Source organism: Xenorhabdus santafensis, assembly GCF_033949405.1.
Lineage (GTDB): Bacteria > Pseudomonadota > Gammaproteobacteria > Enterobacterales > Enterobacteriaceae > Xenorhabdus > Xenorhabdus santafensis.
In genome coordinates, this window is record NZ_VCDN01000096.1 from 1 (window position 1) to 24,667 (window position 24,667).

At 44.3% G+C, this 24,667-nt stretch carries 43 protein-coding genes; 38 read left to right on the forward strand and 5 right to left on the reverse strand.

All coding sequences use genetic code 11. The features are described 5' to 3' along the window. From FE392_RS17360 to FE392_RS17520, 33 genes are all read left to right on the forward strand, one after another. A partial coding sequence (locus FE392_RS17360) for an EF-Tu C-terminal domain-related protein (RefSeq protein ID WP_131818057.1) occupies window positions 1–73 on the forward strand: 73 nt, incomplete at its 5' end. Window positions 74–317: 244 nt separating this feature from the next. Next, the gene (gene bfd / locus FE392_RS17365) at window positions 318–512 is read left to right on the forward strand and encodes a bacterioferritin-associated ferredoxin (RefSeq protein WP_092514321.1); all 195 of its coding nucleotides are present in this window, start codon (window positions 318–320) and stop codon (window positions 510–512) included. Window positions 513–588: 76 nt separating this feature from the next. Beyond that, window positions 589–1,065, forward strand: coding sequence for a bacterioferritin (bfr, locus tag FE392_RS17370; RefSeq protein ID WP_319931451.1), 477 nt, complete (start codon window positions 589–591; stop codon window positions 1,063–1,065). Between the two features lie 310 nt (window positions 1,066–1,375). Beyond that, entirely contained in the window at window positions 1,376–1,687 is a 312-nt protein-coding gene (rpsJ, locus tag FE392_RS17375) for a 30S ribosomal protein S10 (RefSeq protein ID WP_001181005.1), read from the forward strand. Between the two features lie 32 nt (window positions 1,688–1,719). Then, entirely contained in the window at window positions 1,720–2,352 is a 633-nt protein-coding gene (rplC, locus tag FE392_RS17380) for a 50S ribosomal protein L3 (RefSeq protein WP_092514317.1), read from the forward strand. Between the two features lie 16 nt (window positions 2,353–2,368). Next, on the forward strand, window positions 2,369–2,974 hold the full coding sequence (gene rplD / locus FE392_RS17385; RefSeq protein WP_045968043.1) for a 50S ribosomal protein L4: 606 nt from the start codon (window positions 2,369–2,371) through the stop codon (window positions 2,972–2,974). Then, window positions 2,971–3,273, forward strand: a complete 303-nt coding sequence (gene rplW, locus FE392_RS17390) for a 50S ribosomal protein L23 (RefSeq protein ID WP_319931452.1) — start codon at window positions 2,971–2,973, stop codon at window positions 3,271–3,273. Before rplD ends, rplW begins: the two co-directional genes overlap by 4 nt. Before the next feature lie 19 nt (window positions 3,274–3,292). Then, on the forward strand, window positions 3,293–4,117 hold the full coding sequence (rplB, locus tag FE392_RS17395; protein ID WP_319931453.1) for a 50S ribosomal protein L2: 825 nt from the start codon (window positions 3,293–3,295) through the stop codon (window positions 4,115–4,117). Between the two features lie 14 nt (window positions 4,118–4,131). Beyond that, a complete protein-coding gene (gene rpsS, locus FE392_RS17400; RefSeq protein WP_011148791.1) occupies window positions 4,132–4,410 on the forward strand; it encodes a 30S ribosomal protein S19 in 279 nt (92 codons plus the stop codon). 14 nt (window positions 4,411–4,424) lie between these two features. Continuing rightward, window positions 4,425–4,757: a 50S ribosomal protein L22 gene (gene rplV, locus FE392_RS17405; RefSeq protein WP_010847481.1), complete on the forward strand. Its 333-nt coding sequence runs from the start codon at window positions 4,425–4,427 to the stop codon at window positions 4,755–4,757. Between the two features lie 17 nt (window positions 4,758–4,774). Beyond that, the gene (gene rpsC, locus FE392_RS17410; RefSeq protein ID WP_010847482.1) at window positions 4,775–5,476 is read left to right on the forward strand and encodes a 30S ribosomal protein S3; all 702 of its coding nucleotides are present in this window, start codon (window positions 4,775–4,777) and stop codon (window positions 5,474–5,476) included. 12 nt (window positions 5,477–5,488) lie between these two features. After that, complete coding sequence (gene rplP / locus FE392_RS17415; RefSeq protein ID WP_012990491.1) at window positions 5,489–5,899, forward strand: 50S ribosomal protein L16; 411 nt, start codon at window positions 5,489–5,491, stop codon at window positions 5,897–5,899. Continuing rightward, on the forward strand, window positions 5,899–6,090 hold the full coding sequence (gene rpmC, locus FE392_RS17420; protein ID WP_010847484.1) for a 50S ribosomal protein L29: 192 nt from the start codon (window positions 5,899–5,901) through the stop codon (window positions 6,088–6,090). Before rplP ends, rpmC begins: the two co-directional genes overlap by 1 nt. After that, window positions 6,090–6,344, forward strand: coding sequence for a 30S ribosomal protein S17 (gene rpsQ, locus FE392_RS17425; RefSeq protein WP_010847485.1), 255 nt, complete (start codon window positions 6,090–6,092; stop codon window positions 6,342–6,344). Before rpmC ends, rpsQ begins: the two co-directional genes overlap by 1 nt. Before the next feature lie 175 nt (window positions 6,345–6,519). Continuing rightward, window positions 6,520–6,891, forward strand: coding sequence for a 50S ribosomal protein L14 (gene rplN, locus FE392_RS17430; protein ID WP_010847486.1), 372 nt, complete (start codon window positions 6,520–6,522; stop codon window positions 6,889–6,891). Window positions 6,892–6,901: 10 nt separating this feature from the next. Further along, complete coding sequence (rplX, locus tag FE392_RS17435) at window positions 6,902–7,216, forward strand: 50S ribosomal protein L24 (RefSeq protein WP_012990487.1); 315 nt, start codon at window positions 6,902–6,904, stop codon at window positions 7,214–7,216. Window positions 7,217–7,229: 13 nt separating this feature from the next. Then, window positions 7,230–7,769 (forward strand): 50S ribosomal protein L5, encoded by a 540-nt coding sequence (gene rplE, locus FE392_RS17440; RefSeq protein WP_045968052.1) that lies wholly within the window; start codon window positions 7,230–7,232, stop codon window positions 7,767–7,769. Between the two features lie 12 nt (window positions 7,770–7,781). Beyond that, a complete protein-coding gene (rpsN, locus tag FE392_RS17445) occupies window positions 7,782–8,087 on the forward strand; it encodes a 30S ribosomal protein S14 (protein ID WP_010847489.1) in 306 nt (101 codons plus the stop codon). 33 nt (window positions 8,088–8,120) lie between these two features. Continuing rightward, complete coding sequence (gene rpsH, locus FE392_RS17450) at window positions 8,121–8,513, forward strand: 30S ribosomal protein S8 (protein WP_038269618.1); 393 nt, start codon at window positions 8,121–8,123, stop codon at window positions 8,511–8,513. Between the two features lie 14 nt (window positions 8,514–8,527). Beyond that, window positions 8,528–9,061 (forward strand): 50S ribosomal protein L6, encoded by a 534-nt coding sequence (rplF, locus tag FE392_RS17455; RefSeq protein ID WP_010847491.1) that lies wholly within the window; start codon window positions 8,528–8,530, stop codon window positions 9,059–9,061. Window positions 9,062–9,070: 9 nt separating this feature from the next. Next, window positions 9,071–9,424: a 50S ribosomal protein L18 gene (gene rplR / locus FE392_RS17460; protein ID WP_319931454.1), complete on the forward strand. Its 354-nt coding sequence runs from the start codon at window positions 9,071–9,073 to the stop codon at window positions 9,422–9,424. A gap of 14 nt (window positions 9,425–9,438) precedes the next feature. After that, window positions 9,439–9,939 (forward strand): 30S ribosomal protein S5, encoded by a 501-nt coding sequence (rpsE, locus tag FE392_RS17465; RefSeq protein WP_092514309.1) that lies wholly within the window; start codon window positions 9,439–9,441, stop codon window positions 9,937–9,939. Between the two features lie 5 nt (window positions 9,940–9,944). Next, window positions 9,945–10,124: a 50S ribosomal protein L30 gene (rpmD, locus tag FE392_RS17470; protein ID WP_045968059.1), complete on the forward strand. Its 180-nt coding sequence runs from the start codon at window positions 9,945–9,947 to the stop codon at window positions 10,122–10,124. A 3-nt stretch (window positions 10,125–10,127) separates the two neighbouring features. Then, complete coding sequence (gene rplO, locus FE392_RS17475) at window positions 10,128–10,562, forward strand: 50S ribosomal protein L15 (RefSeq protein ID WP_092514307.1); 435 nt, start codon at window positions 10,128–10,130, stop codon at window positions 10,560–10,562. Between the two features lie 7 nt (window positions 10,563–10,569). Further along, entirely contained in the window at window positions 10,570–11,901 is a 1,332-nt protein-coding gene (gene secY / locus FE392_RS17480) for a preprotein translocase subunit SecY (RefSeq protein ID WP_086113931.1), read from the forward strand. 32 nt (window positions 11,902–11,933) lie between these two features. After that, window positions 11,934–12,050, forward strand: a complete 117-nt coding sequence (gene rpmJ / locus FE392_RS17485; protein WP_012768118.1) for a 50S ribosomal protein L36 — start codon at window positions 11,934–11,936, stop codon at window positions 12,048–12,050. 148 nt (window positions 12,051–12,198) lie between these two features. Then, window positions 12,199–12,555 carry a 30S ribosomal protein S13 gene (rpsM, locus tag FE392_RS17490; protein ID WP_086955014.1) on the forward strand — a complete coding sequence of 119 codons (357 nt, stop codon included), beginning with the start codon at window positions 12,199–12,201 and terminating at the stop codon, window positions 12,553–12,555. Between the two features lie 16 nt (window positions 12,556–12,571). After that, the gene (gene rpsK, locus FE392_RS17495; RefSeq protein ID WP_002919257.1) at window positions 12,572–12,961 is read left to right on the forward strand and encodes a 30S ribosomal protein S11; all 390 of its coding nucleotides are present in this window, start codon (window positions 12,572–12,574) and stop codon (window positions 12,959–12,961) included. Between the two features lie 35 nt (window positions 12,962–12,996). Continuing rightward, window positions 12,997–13,617 carry a 30S ribosomal protein S4 gene (gene rpsD / locus FE392_RS17500; RefSeq protein WP_092514305.1) on the forward strand — a complete coding sequence of 207 codons (621 nt, stop codon included), beginning with the start codon at window positions 12,997–12,999 and terminating at the stop codon, window positions 13,615–13,617. A gap of 25 nt (window positions 13,618–13,642) precedes the next feature. Further along, window positions 13,643–14,632 carry a DNA-directed RNA polymerase subunit alpha gene (locus FE392_RS17505; RefSeq protein WP_038240465.1) on the forward strand — a complete coding sequence of 330 codons (990 nt, stop codon included), beginning with the start codon at window positions 13,643–13,645 and terminating at the stop codon, window positions 14,630–14,632. A gap of 40 nt (window positions 14,633–14,672) precedes the next feature. Continuing rightward, window positions 14,673–15,065 (forward strand): 50S ribosomal protein L17, encoded by a 393-nt coding sequence (rplQ, locus tag FE392_RS17510; RefSeq protein ID WP_010847501.1) that lies wholly within the window; start codon window positions 14,673–14,675, stop codon window positions 15,063–15,065. 179 nt (window positions 15,066–15,244) lie between these two features. After that, window positions 15,245–15,658 carry a Zn(2+)-responsive transcriptional regulator gene (gene zntR, locus FE392_RS17515; RefSeq protein WP_319931455.1) on the forward strand — a complete coding sequence of 138 codons (414 nt, stop codon included), beginning with the start codon at window positions 15,245–15,247 and terminating at the stop codon, window positions 15,656–15,658. Between the two features lie 89 nt (window positions 15,659–15,747). Then, window positions 15,748–15,948, forward strand: coding sequence for an alternative ribosome-rescue factor A (locus FE392_RS17520; protein WP_092514301.1), 201 nt, complete (start codon window positions 15,748–15,750; stop codon window positions 15,946–15,948). Window positions 15,949–15,983: 35 nt separating this feature from the next. On the opposite strand, the gene trkA is transcribed toward FE392_RS17520, so the two are convergent. The 4 genes from trkA to def form a co-directional block, all read right to left on the reverse strand. Further along, a complete protein-coding gene (trkA, locus tag FE392_RS17525) occupies window positions 15,984–17,360 on the reverse strand; it encodes a Trk system potassium transporter TrkA (protein WP_319931456.1) in 1,377 nt (458 codons plus the stop codon). 94 nt (window positions 17,361–17,454) lie between these two features. Then, window positions 17,455–18,744 carry a 16S rRNA (cytosine(967)-C(5))-methyltransferase RsmB gene (gene rsmB / locus FE392_RS17530; RefSeq protein ID WP_319931457.1) on the reverse strand — a complete coding sequence of 430 codons (1,290 nt, stop codon included), beginning with the start codon at window positions 18,742–18,744 and terminating at the stop codon, window positions 17,455–17,457. Between the two features lie 82 nt (window positions 18,745–18,826). Then, on the reverse strand, window positions 18,827–19,774 hold the full coding sequence (fmt, locus tag FE392_RS17535; RefSeq protein WP_319931458.1) for a methionyl-tRNA formyltransferase: 948 nt from the start codon (window positions 19,772–19,774) through the stop codon (window positions 18,827–18,829). Window positions 19,775–19,798: 24 nt separating this feature from the next. Continuing rightward, window positions 19,799–20,311, reverse strand: a complete 513-nt coding sequence (def, locus tag FE392_RS17540; RefSeq protein ID WP_319931459.1) for a peptide deformylase — start codon at window positions 20,309–20,311, stop codon at window positions 19,799–19,801. Between the two features lie 131 nt (window positions 20,312–20,442). Between def and dprA the strand changes: the two genes are divergently transcribed. Genes dprA through FE392_RS17565 form a run of 5 tightly spaced genes read left to right on the forward strand, consistent with a single transcriptional unit; the run spans window position 20,443 to window position 23,810 of the window. Further along, entirely contained in the window at window positions 20,443–21,525 is a 1,083-nt protein-coding gene (dprA, locus tag FE392_RS17545; RefSeq protein WP_319931460.1) for a DNA-protecting protein DprA, read from the forward strand. 56 nt (window positions 21,526–21,581) lie between these two features. Next, window positions 21,582–22,142, forward strand: a complete 561-nt coding sequence (locus FE392_RS17550) for a DNA topoisomerase family protein (RefSeq protein WP_319931461.1) — start codon at window positions 21,582–21,584, stop codon at window positions 22,140–22,142. After that, window positions 22,135–22,704 (forward strand): L-threonylcarbamoyladenylate synthase type 1 TsaC, encoded by a 570-nt coding sequence (gene tsaC / locus FE392_RS17555; RefSeq protein WP_319931462.1) that lies wholly within the window; start codon window positions 22,135–22,137, stop codon window positions 22,702–22,704. The genes FE392_RS17550 and tsaC overlap by 8 nt, the downstream gene beginning before the upstream one ends. Window positions 22,705–22,710: 6 nt before the next feature. Then, window positions 22,711–23,535, forward strand: coding sequence for a shikimate dehydrogenase (aroE, locus tag FE392_RS17560; RefSeq protein WP_319931463.1), 825 nt, complete (start codon window positions 22,711–22,713; stop codon window positions 23,533–23,535). Further along, the gene (locus FE392_RS17565; protein WP_319931464.1) at window positions 23,532–23,810 is read left to right on the forward strand and encodes a DUF1488 family protein; all 279 of its coding nucleotides are present in this window, start codon (window positions 23,532–23,534) and stop codon (window positions 23,808–23,810) included. The genes aroE and FE392_RS17565 overlap by 4 nt, the downstream gene beginning before the upstream one ends. Here FE392_RS17565 and FE392_RS17570 read toward each other — a convergent pair. After that, on the reverse strand, window positions 23,768–24,331 hold the full coding sequence (locus tag FE392_RS17570; protein ID WP_319931465.1) for a gamma carbonic anhydrase family protein: 564 nt from the start codon (window positions 24,329–24,331) through the stop codon (window positions 23,768–23,770). The two genes, FE392_RS17565 and FE392_RS17570, sit on opposite strands and share 43 nt — an antisense overlap. Window positions 24,332–24,667: the final 336 nt, after the last annotated feature.

Here is a 24,667-nt window from a genome sequence, read left to right on the forward strand (position 1 = left end):
AGGTCTGCGCTTCGCAATCCGTGAAGGCGGCCGTACTGTTGGTGCTGGTGTTGTTGCTAAAGTTATTGCTTAATCTTTGATAATAAAAAGATTATGAAGAGAGAGGGGCGTAAGCCCCTCTTTTTTATGTAAAGCTACCTCTATTGGTAGCTTTTTTTATCTCTAAACAAAATAAAAACAGTAATTGAAATGAGATTCATTTCTATTTACACTTAATTGAGCGGCGTTTATTTTATAAACACAGCCTTCTTTAGGTGTGGATATTTTATCTAACCTAAACCGTTATTAAGAATGTAAATAGTTAAAAGAGTGTTTCCATGTATGTATGTCTCTGCAATGCAGTAAGTGATAAAACAATACGTAACGCTGTTCATCAGCGTCATGTGCGTTCCATCAGGGAATTAAGAAATTTTGTTCCTGTGGGAAATGATTGCGGAAAATGTATACGGCAAGCACGTGAAATATTGAATGAGGAAATAGCTCTACTGCCGCCAATAAATAATGTTGCATAAAATAAATACAATTTTCTTGCAATTACTCTGCCAAATTAGTACTACACTGTAGTAACTGGAAGCGGAGGAACTTGCTATGAAAGGTGATAAAAAAATAATTGCACATTTGAACAAACTTCTTGGTAATGAGCTTGTTGCTATTAATCAGTACTTTCTACATGCCCGAATGTTTAAAAATTGGGGCTTGATGCGTTTGAACGAAGTTGAATATCACGAATCCATTGATGAGATGAAGCATGCCGATAAGTTTATTGAGCGTATTCTCTTTCTGGAAGGCATACCCAATCTACAGGATTTAGGTAAGCTTAATATTGGGGAAGATGTAGAGGAAATGCTGCAATCTGATCTGGAATTGGAGTTACGTGGTGTCAAAGATCTCAGGGAAGCAATCGCATATGCTGATTCAGTCCACGATTATGTCAGCCGAGATTTAATGATAGAGGTTCTTGCTGATGAAGAAAATCACATAGACTGGTTGGAAACTCAACTTGAACTTATTACTCGAATTGGTATACAGAATTATATTCAATCCCAGCTCTCTGAAGAAGAATAGCTATAATTATGCGCTCTATAGTTTGATATATATAGAGCGCTCACCTCTCCCCAGCCCCTTCTTGCCTTTTAATTCGCACTTTTTTGCATAGATTTCACCCTTAATATTGCTTTGCGGGCAAATTCACGTATAATGCGCGAGCTTACCTACGCAGTAGGACTGATTTAATCAGTGATGAGCGGTGAATTTACCGCCATTAAAATACTCCCGATATGGGGGTTATACATTGAACGATTACACTCCCCCATCAATCGAAATGGGTGCGAGGAGTAATTATTTACGTTTATAAAATAGTTGGAGCTCTGGTCTCATGCAGAACCAAAGAATCCGTATCCGCCTGAAAGCATTTGATCATCGTTTGATCGATCAATCAACTGCGGAAATCGTTGAGACTGCGAAGCGCACTGGTGCGCAGGTTCGTGGTCCGATCCCGCTGCCGACACGTAAAGAGCGTTTTACCGTTCTGATCTCTCCGCACGTAAACAAAGACGCGCGTGATCAGTACGAAATTCGCACTCACAAACGTCTGGTTGACATCGTTGAGCCAACCGAGAAAACCGTTGATGCTCTGATGCGTCTGGATCTGGCTGCCGGTGTAGACGTGCAGATCAGCCTGGGTTAATCAGGTCATTGAACGATTGAGAGGTTGAAACAATGATTGGTTTAGTCGGTAAAAAAGTGGGCATGACTCGTATCTTCACTGAAGATGGCGTTTCAATCCCTGTAACTGTTATCGAAATCGAAGATAACCGTGTGACTCAAGTTAAAAGCAATGAGACAGATGGTTATCGCGCAATTCAGGTAACGACTGGTAGCAAAAAAGCTAACCGCGTTAATAAATCTGAAGCAGGTCATTTCGCTAAAGCTGGCGTTGAAGCTGGCCGCATCCTGCGTGAATTCCGTCTGTCAGAAGGCGATGCAGAGTTCACTGTAGGTCAAAGCATTAGCGTTGAAATTTTCGCTGACGTTAAAAAAGTCGACGTTACTGGTACATCTAAAGGTAAAGGTTTCGCGGGTACTGTTAAACGCTGGAACTTCCGTACTCAAGATGCTACCCATGGTAACTCCTTGTCTCACCGTGTTCCGGGTTCTATCGGTCAGAACCAGACTCCGGGCAAGGTATTTAAAGGCAAGAAAATGGCAGGCCAACTGGGTAATGAGCGTGTAACCGTTCAGAGCTTAGATGTAGTACGTGTTGACGCTGAGCGTAACCTGCTGCTGGTCAAAGGTGCTGTTCCAGGTGCAACGAACAGTAACCTGATCGTAAAACCGGCTGTCAAGGCGTAACGTCGAGGAGATAGGAATGGAATTGGTAATGAAAGACGCGCAAAGCGCGCTGACTGTTTCCGAAACTACCTTCGGGCGTGATTTCAATGAAGCGCTTGTGCATCAAGTAGTTGTTGCGTATGCAGCTGGTGCTCGTCAAGGTACTCGTGCTCAGAAAACTCGTGCTGAAGTTTCTGGTTCAGGGAAAAAACCATGGCGTCAAAAAGGCACTGGCCGCGCACGTTCTGGTTCAATTAAGAGCCCAATTTGGCGCTCTGGTGGTGTAACTTTCGCAGCGAAGCCACAGGACCACAGTCAAAAAGTTAATAAAAAGATGTACCGCGGTGCCCTGAAAAGCATTCTGTCTGAACTGGTACGTCAAGATCGTCTGATCGTTGTCGAGAAGTTCTCTGTAGAAGCACCTAAAACTAAGTTGCTGGTACAGAAACTGAAAGAAATGGCATTGGAAGACGTGCTGATCGTCACTGGCGAAGTTGATGAGAACCTGTTCTTAGCAGCTCGCAACCTGTATAAGGTTGACGTTCGTGATGCAGCAGGTATCGATCCAGTAAGCCTGATCGCCTTCGACAAAGTGGTTATGACTGCTGAAGCTGTGAAGCAAGTTGAGGAGATGCTGGCATGATCCGTGAAGAACGTCTGCTGAAAGTACTGCGCGCGCCGCATGTATCTGAAAAAGCTTCTACAGCGATGGAAAAAAGCAATACCATCGTTCTCAAAGTTGCGAAAGACGCGACTAAAGCAGAGATCAAAGCTGCCGTACAGAAACTGTTTGAAGTTGAAGTTGAAGGTGTAAACACTTTGCTGGTTAAAGGTAAAGTTAAACGCCACGGTCAGCGTGTTGGTCGTCGTAGCGACTGGAAAAAAGCTTACGTCACCCTGAAAGAAGGCCAGAACCTGGACTTCGTTGGCGGCGCTGAGTAAGTCGGAGGAGTAAAGAACAATGGCAGTTGTTAAATGTAAACCTACGTCTCCGGGTCGCCGCCACGTTGTTAAAGTGGTTAACCCTGAGCTGCATAAGGGTAAACCTTATGCTCCGTTGTTAGAAAAAAACAACAAAACTGGTGGTCGTAACAACAATGGTCGCATTACCACTCGTCACATTGGTGGTGGCCATAAACAGCATTATCGTCTGATTGACTTCAAACGCAATAAAGATGGTATCCCTGCTGTTGTTGAACGTCTGGAATATGATCCAAACCGTTCAGCAAACATCGCACTGGTTCTGTATAAAGACGGTGAACGCCGTTACATCCTTGCGCCTAAAGGCCTGAAAGCAGGTGATCAAATCCAGTCTGGTGCTGATTCAGCAATCAAAGCTGGTAACGCTCTGCCAATGCGCAATATCCCGGTTGGTTCTACTGTTCACAACATAGAAATGAAACCAGGTAAAGGTGGCCAGCTGGCTCGTTCAGCAGGTGCTTATGCTCAGATCGTTGCACGTGAAGGTTCTTATGTAACCCTGCGTCTGCGTTCTGGTGAAATGCGTAAAGTACTGTCTGATTGCCGTGCTACTTTAGGTGAAGTTGGTAACGCGGAACACATGCTGCGCGTTCTGGGTAAAGCTGGTGCAAGCCGCTGGCGTGGTGTTCGTCCTACCGTTCGTGGTACGGCGATGAACCCAGTAGACCATCCACATGGTGGTGGTGAAGGTCGTAACTTTGGTAAACACCCTGTAACACCATGGGGCATCCAGACCAAAGGTAAGAAGACCCGTAGCAACAAACGTACTGATCAATACATCGTACGTCGCCGTTCTAAAAAATAATTAGAGGATAAGCCATGCCACGTTCTCTCAAGAAAGGTCCATTTATTGACCTGCACTTGCTGAAGAAGGTAGAGAAAGCGGTGGAAAGCGGAGACAAAAAGCCTATTAAGACTTGGTCCCGTCGTTCAACGATCTTTCCTAACATGATCGGTTTGACCATCGCTGTCCATAATGGTCGTCAGCATGTTCCAGTTTTTGTTTCCGACGAAATGGTTGGTCACAAACTGGGTGAATTCGCGCCGACCCGTACTTATCGCGGCCATGCGGCCGATAAAAAGGCTAAAAAGCGCTAAGGTAGGAGGAAGAGATGGAAACTATCGCTAAACATCGCCACGCTCGTTCTTCTGCTCAGAAGGTTCGCCTTGTGGCTGACCTGATCCGCGGTAAGAAAGTGTCGCAAGCTCTGGAAACTCTGACCTATACCAACAAGAAAGCTGCTGGTTTAGTGAAGAAAGTACTTGAGTCTGCTATTGCTAACGCAGAACACAACGATGGCGCTGACATCGATGATCTGAAAGTCACGAAGATTTTCGTAGACGAAGGCCCAACAATGAAGCGCATTATGCCTCGTGCAAAAGGCCGTGCAGATCGTATCCTGAAGCGCACCAGCCACATTACTGTGGTTGTGTCCGATCGCTGAGACTCTGGAGACTAGCAATGGGTCAGAAAGTACATCCTAATGGTATTCGTCTGGGGATTGTCAAACCTTGGAACTCTACCTGGTATGCGAATACCAAAGAATTCGCTGACAACCTGGACAGTGACTTTAAAGTTCGCCAGTACTTGAATAAAGAACTGGTTAAAGCATCTATTTCACGTATCGTTATCGAACGTCCTGCGAAAAGCATTCGTGTGACCATTCACACTGCTCGCCCAGGTATCGTAATCGGTAAAAAAGGTGAAGACGTAGAAAAACTGCGTAAGGCTGTAGCGGATATCGCTGGCGTTCCTGCGCAGATTAATATTGCCGAAGTGCGTAAACCTGAACTGGACGCAAAATTGGTTGCAGACAGCATCAGCTCACAGCTGGAACGTCGTGTTATGTTCCGCCGTGCGATGAAACGTGCTGTACAAAACGCAATGCGTTTGGGCGCTAAAGGTATCAAAGTGGAAGTTAGCGGCCGTCTGGGCGGTGCTGAAATCGCACGTACTGAATGGTACCGTGAAGGTCGTGTACCTCTGCACACTCTGCGTGCAGACATCGACTACAACACTTCTGAAGCGCACACCACTTATGGTGTAATCGGCGTTAAGGTATGGATCTTCAAAGGTGAGATCCTGGGTGGTATGGCTGCAGTTGAACAGGCGGAAAAACCGGCTGCTCAACCTAAAAAGCAGCAGCGTAAAGGCCGCAAGTAAGGAGAGTCGCTGATGTTACAACCAAAGCGTACGAAATTCCGCAAAGTGCACAAAGGCCGCAACCGTGGTCTGGCTGCAGGTGCGGATGTTAGCTTCGGCACTTTCGGTCTGAAAGCTGTGGGCCGTGGTCGTCTGACTGCTCGTCAGATCGAAGCGGCACGTCGTGCTATGACCCGTGCAATTAAGCGTCAAGGTAAAATCTGGATCCGTGTGTTCCCAGACAAACCTATCACCGAAAAGCCACTCGAAGTGCGTATGGGTAAAGGTAAAGGTAACGTAGAATACTGGGTTGCCTTGATCCAGCCCGGTAAAGTCCTGTATGAAATGGACGGTGTGCCTGAAGAGCTGGCTCGTGAAGCATTCAAGCTGGCAGCAGCGAAACTGCCTATCAAAACCACCTTTGTAACTAAGACGGTGATGTAATGAAAGCACAAGAGCTGCGCGAAAAAAGCGTTGAAGAGCTGAACACTGAGCTGCTGAACCTGTTGCGTGAACAATTCAATTTACGTATGCAGGCGGCAAGTGGCCAGCTGCAACAGTCTCATCTGTTGAAACAAGTGCGTCGTAATATTGCACGCGTTAAGACTTTACTGACTGAGAAGGCGGGTGCGTAATGACCGATAAAATCCGTACTCTGCAAGGTCGTGTTGTTAGCGACAAAATGGAAAAATCCATTGTTGTTGCTATTGAGCGTAAGGTGAAACACCCATTGTATGGTAAGTTCATCAAACGTACGACCAAACTGCACGTACATGACGAGAACAATGAATGTGGAATTGGTGACGTAGTGGAAATCCGCGAAACCCGTCCGCTGTCTAAGACTAAATCTTGGACTTTAGTTCGCGTTGTAGAGAAAGCGGTTCTATAATAGGGCGTTATCTCGTACGAAATAAACGGCTCAAAAAATAACGAGCCGTTTATTTTTCTGTCCATCGCGAAGATGTGGTGTTATAATGCCGCGCCCTCGTAGTATGGGATATTGAAACGGCCTCTTTAAAAATTAAAGTGGCTCAGTAGTAGTTGACATTTAGCGGAGCACTAAAATGATCCAAGAACAGACTATGCTGAACGTGGCCGACAACTCCGGTGCACGTCGCGTAATGTGTATCAAGGTTCTAGGTGGCTCGCACCGTCGCTACGCACATGTCGGTGACATCATTAAAATCACCATTAAGGAAGCAATTCCTCGTGGTAAAGTGAAAAAAGGTGATGTCCTGAAAGCGGTAGTGGTGCGCACCAAGAAGGGTGTTCGTCGCCCGGACGGTTCTGTCATTCGCTTCGATAGCAACGCTTGTGTATTGTTAAACAACAATAGTGAGCAAGTTATCGGTACGCGTATTTTTGGGCCGGTAACTCGTGAACTTCGTAATGAGAAGTTTATGAAAATTATCTCTCTGGCACCTGAAGTACTCTAAGGAGCAGGCAATGGCAGCGAAAATCCGTCGTGATGACGAAATTATCGTGCTGACTGGTAAAGACAAAGGTAAGCGCGGTAAAGTAAAACAGGTTCTTTCTTCTGGTAAGATCATTGTTGAAGGTATCAATCTGGTTAAAAAACATCAGAAGCCAGTTCCGGCTCTGAATCAACCAGGTGGCATCGTTGAAAAAGAAGCAGCTATTAATGTTTCTAACGTTGCAATCTTCAATGCAGCAACCAGCAAGGCTGACCGTGTAGGTTTTAGATTCGAAGACGGCAAAAAAGTTCGTTTCTTCAAATCTAACAACGAAACTATCAAGTAATTTGGAGTGTACGATGGCGAAACTGCATGATTACTACAAAGACGAGGTAGTCCAGAAACTGATGACTCAGTTTGGTTACCATTCTGTCATGCAAGTCCCTCGGGTCGAGAAGATCACCCTGAACATGGGTGTTGGTGAAGCGATCGCTGACAAAAAACTGCTGGATAATGCAGCAGCTGACTTGGCAGCAATCTCTGGTCAAAAACCTTTGATCACCAAAGCTCGCAAATCAGTTGCAGGCTTCAAAATCCGTCAGGGCTATCCAATCGGCTGTAAAGTAACCCTGCGTGGAAAACGCATGTGGGAGTTCTTTGAGCGCCTGATTTCTATTGCTGTACCACGTATCCGTGACTTCCGTGGCTTGTCCGCGAAATCTTTTGATGGTCGTGGTAACTACAGCATGGGTGTTCGTGAGCAAATCATCTTCCCTGAAATCGATTACGATAAAGTGGATCGTGTGCGTGGTTTAGATATTACTATCACCACTACTGCGAAATCTGATGATGAAGGCCGCGCACTGTTGGCTGCGTTTAACTTCCCGTTCCGCAAGTAAGGCAGGGTACTCATGGCTAAGCAATCAATGAAAGCGCGTGATGTAAAACGTGCGAAATTAGCTGAGAAATTCTTCGCAAAGCGCGTTGAACTGAAAGCGATCATCTCTGATGTAAACGCATCCGATGAAGACCGTTGGAATGCTGTTCTCAAGCTGCAAACACTGCCACGTGATTCCAGCCCTTGCCGTCAGCGTAACCGCTGCCGTCAAACTGGGCGTCCGCATGCATTTTTGCGGAAGTTTGGGTTGAGCCGTATTAAAGTCCGTGAAGCCGCTATGCGCGGTGAAATCCCGGGCCTTAAAAAGGCTAGCTGGTAATTGTCACCAATTGAATCACGGGAGTAAAGACAGATGAGCATGCAAGATCCGATCGCGGATATGCTGACCCGTATCCGTAACGGTCAAGCCGCGAATAAAGTTGCGGTTACCATGCCTTCCTCCAAGCTGAAAGTGGCAATTGCCAAAGTGCTGAAGGAAGAAGGTTACATTGAAGATTTTAAAATCGAAGGCGACACTAAGCCAGAACTGGAAGTAACACTGAAATATTTCCAAGGTAAGGCTGTAGTAGAAAGCATTCAGCGTGTAAGCCGCCCAAGTCTGCGCATCTATAAGAAAAAAGATGAGCTGCCACAAGTTATGGCTGGTTTGGGTATCGCTGTTGTTTCTACCTCTAAAGGTGTTATGACTGATCGTGCAGCTCGCCAAGCTGGTCTTGGTGGCGAGATTCTCTGCTACGTAGCTTAATTCGGGAGGAAAGAATGTCTCGTGTTGCAAAAGCACCCGTCGTCATTCCTGCCGGCGTAGAGGTTAAACTCAACGGTCAGGTTATTTCGATTAAGGGTAAAAACGGCGAGTTAAGTCGTGAAATCCACAACGCAGTTGAAGTTACACATGCAGATAACCAGCTGACTTTCGCACCACGCGAAGGTTTTGCAGATGCTTGGGCTCAGGCGGGTACAACTCGTTCTCTGCTGAATGCAATGGTTATCGGTGTTAACGAAGGCTTCACTAAGAAGCTTCAACTGGTGGGTGTTGGTTACCGTGCAGCGGTTAAAGGCAATGCAGTTAGCTTGTCTTTAGGCTTCTCGCATCCGGTTGAGCATCAGCTGCCAGCAGGCATCACTGCGGAATGCCCATCACAAACTGAAATCGTACTGAAAGGTGCTGATAAGCAGGTGATTGGTCAGGTTGCGGCAGATTTGCGTGCCTATCGTCGTCCTGAGCCGTATAAAGGCAAGGGTGTTCGTTACGCCGATGAAGTCGTGCGTACCAAAGAGGCTAAGAAGAAGTAAGGTAACACTATGGATAAGAAAGCAGCTCGTATCCGTCGTGCGACCCGCGCACGCCGCAAGCTCCAGGAACTGGGTGCAACTCGCCTGGTGGTACACCGTACCCCTCGCCATATTTATGCGCAGGTTATCGCACCAAATGGTTCTGAAACTCTGGTGGCCGCTTCTACAACAGAAAAAGCTATCAGTGAACAACTGAAATTTACTGGAAACAAAGACGCCGCAGCAGTAGTTGGTAAAATTGTTGCTGAACGTGCTCTGGAAAAAGGCATCAAAAATGTATCCTTTGACCGTTCTGGTTTCCAATATCATGGTAGAGTCCAGGCACTGGCAGATGCTGCCCGTGAAGCTGGCCTTCAGTTCTAAGGTAGAGGTGTAAGATGGCTCACATCGAAAAACAAGCTGGCGAACTGCAGGAAAAGCTGATCGCGGTAAATCGCGTATCTAAAACCGTTAAAGGTGGCCGCATTTTCAGCTTTACAGCACTGACTGTAGTTGGTGATGGTAACGGTCGCGTTGGTTTTGGCTACGGCAAAGCACGCGAAGTTCCGGCAGCGATCCAGAAAGCGATGGAAAAAGCCCGTCGCAACATGAAAACCGTCGCCCTTAACAGCGGCACTCTGTACCATCCAGTGAAAGGCACTCACACCGGTTCTCGCGTGTTCATGCAGCCTGCACATGAAGGTACAGGTATCATTGCCGGTGGTGCAATGCGCGCTGTTCTGGAAGTATCTGGAGTTCGTAACGTACTGGCTAAAACCTATGGTTCCACTAACCCGATCAACGTGGTTCGTGCAACTCTGGACGCTTTAGACAGCATGAAGTCTCCAGAAATGGTCGCAGCTAAGCGTGGCAAATCCGTCGAAGAAATTCTGGGGTAATGACCATGGCTAAGACTATTAAAATTACGCAGGTTCGCAGCTCAATTGGTCGTTTGCCTAAACATAAGGCAACCTTGACTGGTTTAGGTCTGCGTCGCATTGGTCATACTGTTGAGCGCGAAGATACACCAGCAATCCGCGGTATGGTCAACTTGGTTTCCTATATGGTTAAAGTTGAGGAGTAACAGATGCGCTTAAATACTCTGTCTCCGGCTGAAGGTGCCAAGCACGCATCTAAACGTGTAGGTCGTGGTATCGGTTCTGGCCTGGGTAAAACCGGCGGTCGTGGTCACAAAGGTCAGAAGTCTCGTTCTGGCGGTGGCGTTCGTCGCGGTTTCGAAGGCGGCCAGATGCCTTTGTATCGTCGTCTGCCAAAATTTGGCTTCACTTCACGTAAGGCAATGATCACAGCTGAAATTCGTCTGTCTGATTTTGCTCGTGTTGAAGGCGATGTTATTGATCTGAATGCACTGAAAGCTGCTAACATTATTGGCCCTCAAATTGAATTCGCTAAAGTAATGCTTTCTGGCGAAGTCAATCGCGCAGTAACTGTGCGTGGCTTGCGTGTTACTAAAGGCGCCCGCGCTGCAATTGAAGCTGCTGGCGGTAAAATTGAGGAATAAGTAACAGATGGCTAAACAACCAGGATTAGATTTTCAAAGTGCTAAAGGTGGACTAGGCGAGTTAAAACGCAGACTTTTGTTTGTTATTGGAGCTCTAATTGTTTTCCGTATTGGTTCTTTTATTCCAATCCCTGGTATTGATGCCACTGTGCTTGCCAAATTGCTCGAGCAGCAAAGAGGCACCATCATTGAAATGTTTAATATGTTCTCTGGTGGTGCTTTAAGCCGTGCTTCCATCTTTGCACTGGGTATAATGCCGTATATTTCTGCGTCAATTATTATTCAGTTGCTGACTGTGGTTAACCCCCGTTTAGCAGAGATTAAGAAGGAAGGGGAAGCTGGTCGTCGTAAGATCAGTCAATACACCCGTTATGGCACACTAGTGCTGGCTATATTTCAGTCAATCGGTATTGCTACTGGATTGCCGAATATGCCTGGAATGCAAGGGTTGGTTATTAATCCAGGTTTTGCATTCTACTTCACGGCTGTTGTAAGTCTGGTCACGGGAACTATGTTCTTGATGTGGCTGGGTGAGCAGATTACTGAACGAGGTATCGGTAACGGTATTTCAATCATAATCTTTGCTGGTATCGTTGCGGGATTACCACCTGCAATTGGTCACACTATCGAGCAAGCTCGGCAAGGCGATCTGCACTTCCTCCTGTTGCTGTTGGTTGCAGTGTTAGTATTTGCCGTAACTTTCTTCGTTGTTTTCATGGAGCGTGGTCAACGTCGTATCGTTGTTAACTATGCTAAGCGTCAACAAGGTCGTAAAGTTTTCGCGGCACAAAGTACACATTTACCGTTGAAAGTGAATATGGCTGGGGTTATCCCTGCAATTTTTGCCTCCAGTATTATTTTGTTCCCTGGTACCATAGCCTCTTGGTTTGGTGGCGGAACAGGCTGGAACTGGCTAACAACTATTTCTATGTATTTGCAGCCAGGTCAACCGCTTTATGTGTTATTATACGCATCTGCAATCATCTTCTTCTGTTTCTTTTACACGGCTTTGGTATTCAATCCAAGAGAAACAGCAGATAACCTGAAGAAGTCCGGTGCATTTGTACCAGGAATTCGTCCGGGAGAGCAAACGGCTAAGTACATCGATAAAGTAATGACTCGTCTAACCTTAGTTGGTGCGTTATATATTACTTTTATCTGCTTAATCCCGGAGTTCATGCGTGACGCAATGAAAGTTCCATTCTATTTTGGTGGTACTTCCCTACTGATTGTAGTTGTTGTTATCATGGACTTTATGGCTCAAGTGCAAACTCTGATGATGTCGAGTCAGTATGAGTCTGCATTGAAGAAGGCAAACCTTAAAGGATATAACCGCTAATTGGTTTGCTTGAGAAGTTACGGAGAGTAAAAATGAAAGTTCGTGCTTCCGTCAAGAAATTATGCCGCAACTGCAAGATCGTTAAGCGTAACGGTATCGTTCGCGTGATTTGCAGTGCAGAGCCTAAGCACAAACAGCGCCAAGGCTAATTAATCGCATATTTTTCTTGCAAAGTTGGGTTGAGCTGGCTAAATTAGCCAGCCAATCTTTTTTATCTGACAGCAACATTGTTTGAGTATCCTGAAAACGGGCTTTTCAGAATGATGTTGCAGTGAATAAATATTGTAGGAGTGCATAGTGGCCCGTATAGCAGGCATTAACATTCCTGATCAGAAACATACCGTGATCGCGTTAACCTCGATCTACGGCATCGGCAAAACCCGCTCACAGGCTATCTGTGCAGCAACAGGTATTGCGGAAAATGTTAAGATCAGTGAGCTGTCTGAAGAGCAAATTGACAAGCTGCGTGACGAAGTTGCCAAATACGTTGTAGAAGGTGACCTGCGTCGTGAAGTGACCCTGAGCATCAAACGTCTGATGGACCTTGGTTGCTATCGTGGTTTACGTCATCGTCGTGGTCTGCCAGTACGCGGTCAGCGTACCAAGACCAATGCACGTACCCGTAAGGGTCCGCGTAAGCCGATCAAGAAATAATCGGGGTGATTGAATAATGGCAAAAGCACCTATTCGTGCACGTAAGCGTGTAAGGAAACAAGTCTCTGACGGTGTGGCTCATATCCATGCTTCTTTCAACAACACAATCGTTACTATTACTGATCGTCAGGGTAACGCACTGGGTTGGGCAACTGCCGGTGGTTCCGGTTTCCGTGGTTCTCGTAAATCTACTCCGTTTGCGGCTCAGGTTGCAGCAGAACGCTGTGCTGAAGCAGTAAAAGAATACGGAATTAAGAACCTGGAAGTTATGGTAAAAGGACCTGGTCCTGGCCGTGAGTCAACTATCCGCGCGTTAAACGCGGCTGGTTTCCGCATCACTAATATTACTGATGTGACTCCGATTCCTCATAACGGTTGTCGTCCACCGAAAAAACGTCGCGTTTAATACGTCTTCGTTTTTAGGATTGTTGGAGAAAGAAAATGGCAAGATATTTGGGTCCTAAGCTCAAGCTGAGCCGTCGCGAGGGTACAGACCTTTTCCTGAAGTCTGGCGTTCGCGCGATTGACACCAAGTGTAAGTTAGAACAAGCACCAGGCCAGCACGGCGCACGTAAGCCGCGTCTGTCTGACTATGGTGTACAGTTACGTGAAAAACAAAAAGTTCGTCGTATTTACGGTGTTCTGGAGCGTCAATTCCGTAACTACTACAAAGAAGCAACTCGTCTGAAAGGCAACACAGGTGAAAACCTGCTGAATTTGCTGGAAAGTCGTTTGGATAACGTCGTTTATCGTATGGGCTTTGGCGCGACTCGTGCTGAATCACGTCAGATGGTAAGCCACAAGGCTATCATGGTAAATGGTCGCGTCGTTAACATCGCTTCTTATCAGGTATCCCCGAATGACGTAGTCAGCGTTCGTGAAAAAGCGAAGAAGCAGGCTCGCATTAAAGCAGCCTTAGAGCTGGCTGAGCAGCGTGAGAAACCAACTTGGTTGGAAGTTGATGCTGCGAAGATGGAAGGTATGTTCAAGCGTATTCCTGAGCGTGCTGATCTATCCGCTGACATTAACGAACACCTGATCGTCGAGCTTTACTCTAAGTAAAGCTTAGCACCAAAGAGAGGACACAATGCAGGGTTCTGTGACAGAGTTTCTAAAACCGCGCCTGGTAGATATCGAGCAAGTCAGTTCGACGCACGCCAAGGTGACCCTTGAGCCATTAGAGCGTGGCTTTGGCCATACTCTTGGCAACGCACTGCGCCGTATTCTGCTTTCGTCTATGCCGGGTTGTGCGGTGACTGAGGTTGAGATTGATGGTGTACTGCATGAGTACAGCACCAAAGAAGGTGTACAGGAAGATATCCTGGAGATTCTCCTCAATCTGAAAGGGCTGGCGGTGAAAGTTCAGGGTAAAGATGAAGTTATCATTACCTTGAATAAATCTGGCATTGGCCCTGTGACTGCAGCCGACATCATCCATGATGGTGATGTCGAAATCGTCAAGCCGCAGCACGTAATCTGCCATCTGACTGACGAAAGCGCTTCAATTAGCATGCGTATTAAAGTTCAGCGCGGTCGTGGTTATGTGCCGGCTTCTGCCCGAATTCATTCGGAAGAAGATGAGCGCCCTATCGGTCGTTTGTTAGTAGATGCTTGCTATAGCCCAGTAGAGCGTATTGCCTACAATGTTGAAGCAGCTCGTGTAGAACAGCGTACTGACCTGGATAAGCTGGTTATCGAGATGGAAACTAACGGTACAATCGATCCTGAAGAAGCGATTCGCCGTGCAGCTACCATTTTGGCTGAACAACTGGAAGCTTTCGTTGATTTACGTGATGTACGTCAACCAGAAGTTAAAGAAGAGAAGCCAGAATTTGATCCGATCCTGCTGCGCCCTGTTGACGATCTGGAATTGACTGTCCGCTCTGCTAACTGCCTTAAAGCAGAAGCTATCCACTACATCGGTGATCTGGTACAGCGTACCGAGGTTGAGTTACTTAAAACACCTAACTTGGGTAAAAAATCTCTTACAGAGATTAAAGACGTACTGGCTTCACGTGGACTTTCTCTGGGCATGCGCCTGGAAAATTGGCCACCAGCAAGTATTGCTGATGAATAACTAGATCACAGGTTAAGGTTTTACTGAGAAGGATAAGGTCATGCGCCATCGTAAGAGTGGTCGTCAATTGAACCGCAACAGCAGCCATCGCCAAGCTATGTTTCGTAACATGGCAGGTTCTTTGGTTCGTCATGAAATCATCAAGACGACTCTGCCTAAAGCGAAAGAACTGCGTCGCGTAGTTGAGCCGCTGATTACTCTTGCCAAGACCGACAGCGTAGCTAATCGTCGTCTGGCATTCGCCCGTACTCGTGATAACGAGATCGTGGCAAAACTGTTTAATGAACTGGGTCCGCGTTTTGCGAGCCGTGCAGGTGGTTACACTCGTATTCTGAAGTGTGGCTTCCGTGCAGGTGACAATGCACCGATGGCATACATCGAGCTTGTTGACCGCGCAGCTGAGTCTCAGACTGAAGCAGCATCTGCAGAGTAATCTGTAGAAGCGTAAAAAACCGGGTATTATCCCGGTTTTTTATTGCTCTCTTTACTTCCCTCCTAAAATAATTATCTCGTGATTTCATTAGATAGCCTCTGAATATCTCTTGGATAGATGATTTATTAATCTATTCTGATAGTATTGTTTTTATTTTCTCTTCGGTAGGAGTGACTCCTATGTATCGTATTGGCCAGTTGGCTAAATTAGCCAGTGTTACCCCTGATACTATTCGCTTTTATGAAAAGCAAGGCTTGATGCTTCATGGAGAAAGAACAGAAGGTGGTTATCGGCTTTATACTGAACAAGATTTACAGCGGTTACGGTTTATTCGTTATGCTAAACAATTAGGCTTCACATTAGAGGCAATTGTGGAATTGCTATCAATCCGAGTGGATCCTGAACATCATACTTGTCAAGAATCTAAGCAAATCGTTGATTCAAGATTGCGAGAAATTGAAGAAAAATTATTGGAAATGCAGAGGATGCGTGATTCCTTAAAGATGCTTAGTGATGCTTGCTGTGGTAGCAGCCATGCCAGCATATATTGCTCTATTTTGGAAATATTAGAAGAAGGAGCAACGAATAAGTAATTTTTCTTTATTACTCTGTAGGGTAAGAGTACAATTGAGCTGATTTTTAATCAGGTACTATTTGAATTAATTACTGTGTGAGGCTAATAATGTCAACATATCGCCATAAAAAAGGCATTATCAAAGATAATGCAATAGAAGCTCTATTACACGATCCTTTATTCAGGCAAAGAGTGGAAAAAAACAAAAAAGGCAAAGGAAGTTATAATCGTAAAGAAAAACATGGCAAAAATAGTGGTTGGGAGGCCAATGATAATAATTTTTTCAAGTTGCTATCATTGGCCTTCTAACATATTAGGCAACGTATATCAGTCGTGAAATCCTGTTAAAGGAAAAAAGGACTAGGTTGGAAAAGTTTTTCTACTTCAGGAACGAATTTTTTATCAGTAATAAACATGATTACATGATCACCTTGTTGAATGATGCTGTAATCATTAGCAATAATCACTTCTTCACTACGAACAATAGCACCGATTGTCGTTCCTGGTGGTAATTTAATATCACTTATCTTGCGCCCAACTACTTTTGACGTATTCTCGTCGCCATGTGCTATGGCTTCGATTGCTTCCGCAACACCTCGTCTTAATGAGAATACACTGACAATATCTGCCTTACGTACATGGCCAAGTAAAGCAGATACCGTTGCTTGTTGGGGAGAAATCGCAATATCAATAACTCCTCCTTGTACTAAATCAACATATGCACTGCGCTGAATAAGAACCATAGCTTTTTTGGCGCCCATCCGTTTTGCAAGCATGGCAGACATAATATTGGCTTCATCGTCATTTGTTAGAGCGATAAAAACATCTACTTGTTCAATATGTTCTTCAGCCAGTAATTCTTGATCTGAGGCATCACCATAGAACACGATAGTATCGTGCAACAGTTCTGCCAGTTCCGTTGCCCTTTCTTGGCTATGCTCAATCAATTTGACACTATAATCTTTCTCTAGCCGTAGAGCCAAGCCAGCACCAACATTGCCTCCACCGACAATCATGATGCGTTTATACGGTTTTTCGAGACGCTGAAGTTCACTCATTACAGCTCTAATATGCTGCGATGCAGCAACAAAGAACACTTCATCTCCAGCTTCAATAATTGTTGAACCTTGTGGCCTGATTGGACGATCTTGGCGAAATATTGCCGCAACTTTGCTGTCAATATGTGGCATATGTTCTCGGAGTGACGACAAAGCATTGCCTACAAGCGAACCGCCATAATAGGCTTTGACGGCTACGATACTGACGCGATTTTCTGCAAAATTAACAACTTGCAATGCACCTGGGTACTGAATCAATTTGTAGATGTAATCAATGACCAATTGTTCAGGCGATATTAGATAATCGATAGGAATATCATCAGGTTGAAATAGTTTTTCTGATTCTCGAATATATTCAGATGACCGAATTCTGGCGACTTTATTTGGTGTATTAAACAGAGAGTAAGCAATTTGGCATGCAATCATATTGGTCTCATCTGAGTTTGTTACAGCGACCAACATATCTGCATCTTCAGCACCTGCTTCCCTCAATACTCTGGGATGGGAGCCATGGCCGTTTACAACCCTGAGATCGAACTTATCCTGCAATTGGCGTAAACGATCTGTGTCGGTATCAACGACAGTAATATCATTGTTTTCATCGACCAAATTCTCGGCCAATGTTCCACCAACTTGCCCAGCACCCAGAATAATTATCTTCATAGCATTCTCTTTTTGATTAGAAGCCGTCTTTCTATTCTTGCCATTTTAGCAAAACAGTAAAACTCTCTCGCTCATTTGGAGCGAAAAGAGTGGGTTATTGCTTAGTCAACCGTGCATAAAAGAAACCATCGCCACCTGCAATTTCTGGAACAATTTGTGTTCCTGGATTTTCCAGTGTGTTTGTTTCGGATAATGCAGCATCTGTATGGCGTTTCAGAAACGCTTTAATTTGCTCACTATTCTCTTGAGGCAAAATGGAACAGGTTGCGTAAACCAAAGTGCCGTTCTTTTTCAAATATGGCCATATAGCATCAAGAATTTCAGCTTGAAGTATAACTAATTGGTCAATATCTTCATTTCTGCGTAGCCATTTTATATCCGGGTGTCGGCGAATAACTCCAGTAGCAGAACACGGCGCATCCAAAAGGATACGATCAAATTGTTGATTATTAGCCCATTCATGTGGAAGGCGCCCATCACCGACTTTGACGGCAGCATGTAAATTCAGTCGTTGTAAATTTTCTCTTACCCGTTTAATTCTTTGCTCATCAATGTCGACGGCTAACACTTCAGATCTTGGCGCTATTTCCAGAATATGAGTTGTTTTTCCACCAGGTGCGGCACAAAGATCCAGTATAGATTCGCCGTTGCTTGGGGTTAATAATTCGGCACAACCTTGGGCAGAGCGATCTTGAATCGTAACCCATCCTTGATCAAAACCGGGCAAGGAGTTGACGGGACAAGGATTCAATAAACGGATAGCACTGGGATGGTTAGTATCCAATTCTGCTTCTATATTGGCTTTTTCTAACAGGGCTAGATATTCGCTAGCTGTATGATGTTGTTGATTTACTCGTAACCACATAGGTGGCTTTTGATTATTGGCATTGATGATATTTTGCCAATTTTGTGGATAAGCTTTTTGAATGCGTTCTAGCAGCCACTTGGGATGAAGATGCTGACTGACATGATTATTTGCCTGCTCGATAAGCGCTTGTTGTTGGCGCTGGAATTGGCGAAGTACTCCATTGATTAAGCCTTTTAATTGTGGACGTTTTAAGTTAATCGCACCATTAACGGTTTCGGCAAGTGCTGCATGTGCAGGTATACGCGTATAAATAAGTTGATATATTCCAACCATGATCAAATAGTGGAAAATACGCTGCTTTCCCTTCAAGGGCTTTTCCATTAATTCATTGATAAACCATTCAAGTTGAGGGAGTACCCTCATAACACCAAAACAGAGTTCTTGCAGCAAGGCCTTATCTTTGTCGGAAACTTTCTGTTGGAGTTCCGGAATAACTGTACTGAGAGATTGCCCTTGTTCTAGCACTTGATTGATTGCTTTTGCAGCAATGCTTCGCAGGTTATATGTATTTTTCATGGTATGGCCAAAAACTGACTATCATCAGCATAAATAAAATGGGAGAAGCCTGTATGAGGAAGACATACAGGCAAAATTAATATCAATTGATTTTGTTGCCTGGTGTGAACCATTCACGTTTGGAATTTAAAAGATCGGCAGCAGCCATTGCTTTTTTGCCTGGTGGCTGTAACTGAAGAATATTTAATATTCCATCCGAGGTTGCAACCTGAATCCCTTTTTTATCTGCCTGAATGATTGTCCCTGGAGCTAACGTAGTTTGTTCAGCGATAACTTCTGCTTGCCAAACTTTAACAGGATGTTCATCAATCAAGAAAAAGCTGATAGGCCACGGATTGAAAGCACGAATACAGCGTTCAAGTTGAATTGCTGATAAGTTCCAATCTAGTTTCGCTTCATCTTTACTCAATTTTTTAGCATAGGTTGCCTGAGAGTTATCTTGAACTTCAGGTTGGCATCTGCCTGAAGTGATTAACTCTAATGTATTGAGTAATGCTTCCGAGCCAATGCCAGCCAACTTCTCATATAAGCTGGCGCTAGTGTCTTCTTTTGTGATTGGACAAATTGCTTTCAGTAGCATATTGCCGGTATCAAGCCCTGCGTCCATTTGCATAATTGTTACGCCTGTTTCCTGATCCCCAGCCCAAACTGAACGTTGAATAGGTGCTGCTCCACGCCAGTGAGGTAACAAAGAACCGTGAACATTCAGGCACCCAAGGCGTGGTATATCTAATACGGCTTGAGGAAGAATCAGCCCATATGCAACAACGATCATAATATCGGCCTGTTGCTCTATGAGCCATTGCTGATTTTCTTCCACACGCAGTGTGCTTGGCTGAAAAACAGGAATATCATGCTCTTCAGCCAATACTTTCACAGGGCTTGGTGTCAGTTTTTTACCTCTTCCTGCCGGTTTGTCTGGTTGAGTGAGGACTCCGACAACTTGGTGTTGAGAGTTTAATAAAGCAGCCAAATGGCTAGCCGCGAAATCAGGGGTTCCGGCAAAAATAATACGTAAAGAATCAGACACTGTTATTTCCTGCAATGATAAAAATTATTTGCTCTTGGTTCTCAGCCGATCAATTTTTTCAACTTTCTGGCGAATGCGTTGGCGCTTCAACGGTGACAAATAATCGACAAACAACTTACCGACCAAATGATCCATTTCATGTTGAATACAGATTGCCAACAAGCCATCCGCTTCTAATTCAAATGGTTGACCGTGATAATCCAGAGCCTTAATTTTGACTTGCTCAAAACGTGGCACAAAGGCACGTTGTTCAGGAACAGATAAACAGCCTTCTTCTATCCCTGTTTCACCAGTTTCATTGACTAACTCAGGATTAATGAGCACAAGGCGTTGCTCACGATCTTCAGAGACATCAATCACAACAATACGTTGATGAACATCGACTTGTGTTGCCGCTAAACCGATACCTTCCTCTGCGTACATCGTTTCAAACATATCATCAATGATACGCTGAATTTCTGCATCGACTTTTTCTACAGGCTTTGCGATTGTGCGAAGTCGCTCGTCTGGATAATGTAATACTTGTAAAACTGACATATATGTTTAGAACTGCATCCAAAAAGTGAGTGATAATTGGTGCCTATTCTAGACATTTCCCGTTTAGATTGACAGTATTGAACATAAATTAATCATGCAGGTGTCACTCTCAATCAGGTCAGGATGACGATATGGACGCGATGGAAATATGGTTGCGAATGAAAATGGTTTCTCATTTATCAGCCATAAAAGCGATGGCTATTATAGAACGGTTATTGCAATCGAAAAATTGTAATACAGCTACTCTTAAATCATATGGTTTATCGGCAACACAGTGCTTGCAATTTTTCAAGGCCAATTCCTCCTCATTGGCAGCATGCCTTAATTGGTTGGAAAAACCGGATAACCATGTATTGACATTTTCCCACCATGCATACCCACCTTTATTAAAGCAGATACATTCTCCACCTCTTGTGCTTTTTGTTACAGGTGATGTTTCAGTGTTGTCTCAAAAGCAAATATCAATGGTAGGTAGCAGGGCTTCAACTTTTTATGGTGAAAAATGGGGAAAAACATTTGCCGGAGAGTTAGCTAAAAATAATCTGGTAATAACGAGTGGATTGGCACTGGGCATTGATGGCATTTGCCATCAGGCTGCATTGGATGCAGGCGGAAAAACCATCGCTGTATTGGGTAGTGGCCTTGAAAATATCTACCCCAGTCGGCACCAACTTTTGGCCCAGCGTATTAAAGAAAATGGTGCATTGGTTTCTGAATTTTTCCCTGATACACCGCCTAAAGCTAAGAATTTCCCAAGACGAAACCGAATTATTAGCGGCCTGAGCCTAGCAGTTCTAATCGTGGAAGCTCATAAAAACAGTGGTTCATTGATTACAGCTCGTTGTGCTCTTGAGCAAGGGCGAGATATTTTTGCTCTGCCCGGCTCATTAGGGGGTATTTCAAATGAAGGTAATCATTGGTTAATTAAACAGGGGGCTTACTTAGCGACTAATGCGATGGACATAATGGAACATGTTAACTCATCTTTTCAGTGGGTTAACCTCGAAAGCAAAGAAAAAAGAGACAAACAATTTGAACAAACAGAGTTGCCATTTGCAGATGTGCTGGTTAACGTAAGCAATGAAGCTACACCTGTTGATGTAATCGCGCAACGTTCTTCCCTTCCCGTGGCAGAAGTCATGACCAAACTATTGGAATTGGAGCTTATGGGAAAAGTAGCTGTTGTCGCTGGTGGTTATATTCTAATTGATTGATAGATCAATTTATTATTCGTCCAATATTATGGTGGTTGGTATTCCGTGAGTGAGATATGTCTAAGAAAGTTCCCTTTGCAATAAAAGAAACAGAATATTGCCCGGATTGTGGCTCTGAGTTAGTTATCCGCAATGGGAGCCATGGGCCATTTTACGCATGTTCCGGTTATCCAACTTGCCACTATCTTCGCCCCTTAAAAACACAGGGTGATGGGCATGTAGTTAAAGAATTAGATGGGCAGCTATGTCCGAAATGTGGGGCCATTCTGGTCTTACGGCAAGGACGTTATGGTATGTTCATTGCTTGTAGCGATTATCCTGAATGTGAACACACGGAACTGATTGATAAGCCCGGTGATACATCAATTAAATGCCCTCAATGCCAACAAGGTAAGCTGCTTCAGCGTAAGTCCCGGTTTGGTAAAACATTTCATTCTTGTAGCCGTTATCCCGAATGTCAGTTTGCTCTCAATAATAAGCCGATCTCAGGAGAATGTGTGTTTTGTCATTACCCGTTGTTAATTGAAAAACGTACTTCCCAAGGCGTAAAGTTATTTTGTGCCAGTAAATTATGTAGCAAGCTGCAATTCAATGAAATTGAGAAAAAAAATGAGTAACGAAGCCTCACCTGCATTTGATGCAATTCTTACTGCTTTAACCGAAGAAAAAGTTATTGCCTATCCGACAGAAGCTGTTTTTGGATTGGGATGCGATCCTGATAGCGAAAATGCAGTGCAAGAATTATTGGCATTAAAAAATAGATCCTGGGAAAAAGGGTTGATCCTCATTGCTGATAATTATGAGCGGCTATGCTCTTATATAGATGACGCACAGTTAACTGATACACAGAAAAAAACTATCTTTTCATTTTGGCCAGGCCCTGTCACTTGGGTGATACCTGCGAAAAAAACGACACCTAAATGGTTGACCGGTAAATTTTCAACTTTGGCAGTGAGAGTCACTGACCATCCTTTGGTTAGGGAACTGTGCTCTCTTTATGGAAAACCACTTGTTTCAACGAGTGCGAATCTAAGTGGCTTAGAGCCATGCAGAAATATAGAAGAAGTGCGTAAGCAATTTGGCGTTAGGATTCCTATTTTAGAGGGGGAAGTTGGGGGACGACTGAATCCATCAGAAATACGGGATGCTTTAACAGGTAAGCTGTATAGGCAAGGATAGAAAATAATGGATAAATTTGCCGTTTTTGGTAACCCAATCGCGCATAGTAAATCCCCTTATATTCATCAATTGTTTGCTCAGCAGACGGAGATTACTCATCAATACGGACGGGTGCTTGCGCCGATAGAGCAATTTGAACAAACCTTAACTCATTTTTTTGAGCAAGGTGGTTTAGGAGCAAATATAACGGTTCCTTTTAAAGAAAGAGCCTATAAATGCTCAGATGAATTGACAGAGCGGGCAACTATCTGTGGAGCAGTCAATACATTAAAACAGATAGAGGGAAATCGCCTGCTTGGTGATAATACAGATGGTATGGGGCTATTGATGGATTTACAGAGGCTCAAATTCATTTCCCAAGGTCAGAAGATTCTAATCATAGGTGCAGGTGGAGCAGCGAAAGGTGTCTTATCTCCTCTGCTATCAATGGGGTGTTCTGTAACTATTACTAATCGTACGTTTGAACGAGCCCAAATAGTCGCAAATACATTTTCTCTGTTAGGTGACATACAAGCCATTGAGATGAGTACCCTTGGCCTTACTGCCCCAGATTTTGATATTATCATTAATGCAACGGCTTCTGGCCTTGATGGGCAAATCCCAGATATATCGCCATCGATTTTCCTAAATAATAGTGCGTGTTACGACATGTATTATCAGCATGGTTTAACTCCTTTCTTGAAGTTTGCCCATCAAAATGGCGTTTCGCGTTTGGCTGATGGCTTAGGTATGCTGGTTGGGCAAGCTGCATATTCCTTTGAGTTATGGCATGGTGTCTTCCCTGAAGTTGAGCCAGTCTTAGATGCATTAAGGCGGGAATTACGCGGATGAACCAATCAATACAATTTCCTGACCGTGAAGAATGGGATCAGGTGGCAGGTAAGGTAGTGTTTCCAGCAATGGTGAATGGTTTGCTGGTGGAATGTATAATCAGCTCTGATGAGATAGCAGAGCGCTATGGTAAAGATCATCATCCACTCGAACTATTTCGCCAACACCGCTGGGATTTGGAAGAAGAGTTCGAAACGATTATTTTGAGTGGAGATGATGATCAATTTGGTCGTTATTCTTTGCTTTCAGATCGCTCGGATAACGCAGATAAATAGTTATCTTTCCAGCAAGCATAGTTGTTAGCGGAATAAAGTAGCCTTTCCAACTCTTCAGATTTAAGTTTTCTTACTTGTTTGGCAGGGCTACCTACGTATAAATAACCGCTTTCTAGTTTTTTTCCAGGGGGAATTAGACTACCGGCTCCAATAACAACATCGTCCTCAACAATTACTCCATCAAGTAAGATTGATCCCATCCCAACTAAGACACGATTCCCAATTTTACATCCATGTAGCATAGCCTTATGGCCCACGGTGACATCTTCCCCAATTATCAGTGGATAACCATCAGGATTATCAGGTGATTTATGCGTGACGTGCAAAACAGAGCCATCTTGGATATTTGTACGTGAGCCAATGGAAACATAATTAACATCACCTCGAATTACGACAAGAGGCCAGATACTTACATTATCTGATAATCTGACATCTCCGATCACGACAGAAGAGGGATCTAAAAAAACCTTTTTACCAACTTGAGGATAAAAATTTAGGTATTGGCGTAAAACAACTGACATAAAAACCTCAATATTTAGGGACAGATAATAATTAATAGGAATGTTATTGAGGAAAATATCACCATGCAATGAAAAGATTTGCTTTAATATTAGCCTCATTGGATGGTTTTTATGTTTATTTGGGTGAAAAATGCTCGCTTGAAAATAAAATTCAAAAAAACTATTGCCAGCCTCAGAAAACTCCCTATAATGCGCCACCACTGACCGACGCTGAGCTGAGACACGCCGCTGAGGAAAGTCGGAGAAAAGCGAAAATAAACGCTTGACTCTCGAGGCGAAAAGCGTAAGATACGCAGCCTCGCAACCCGGAACAGACTTCCGGTTGCACCGCTCTTT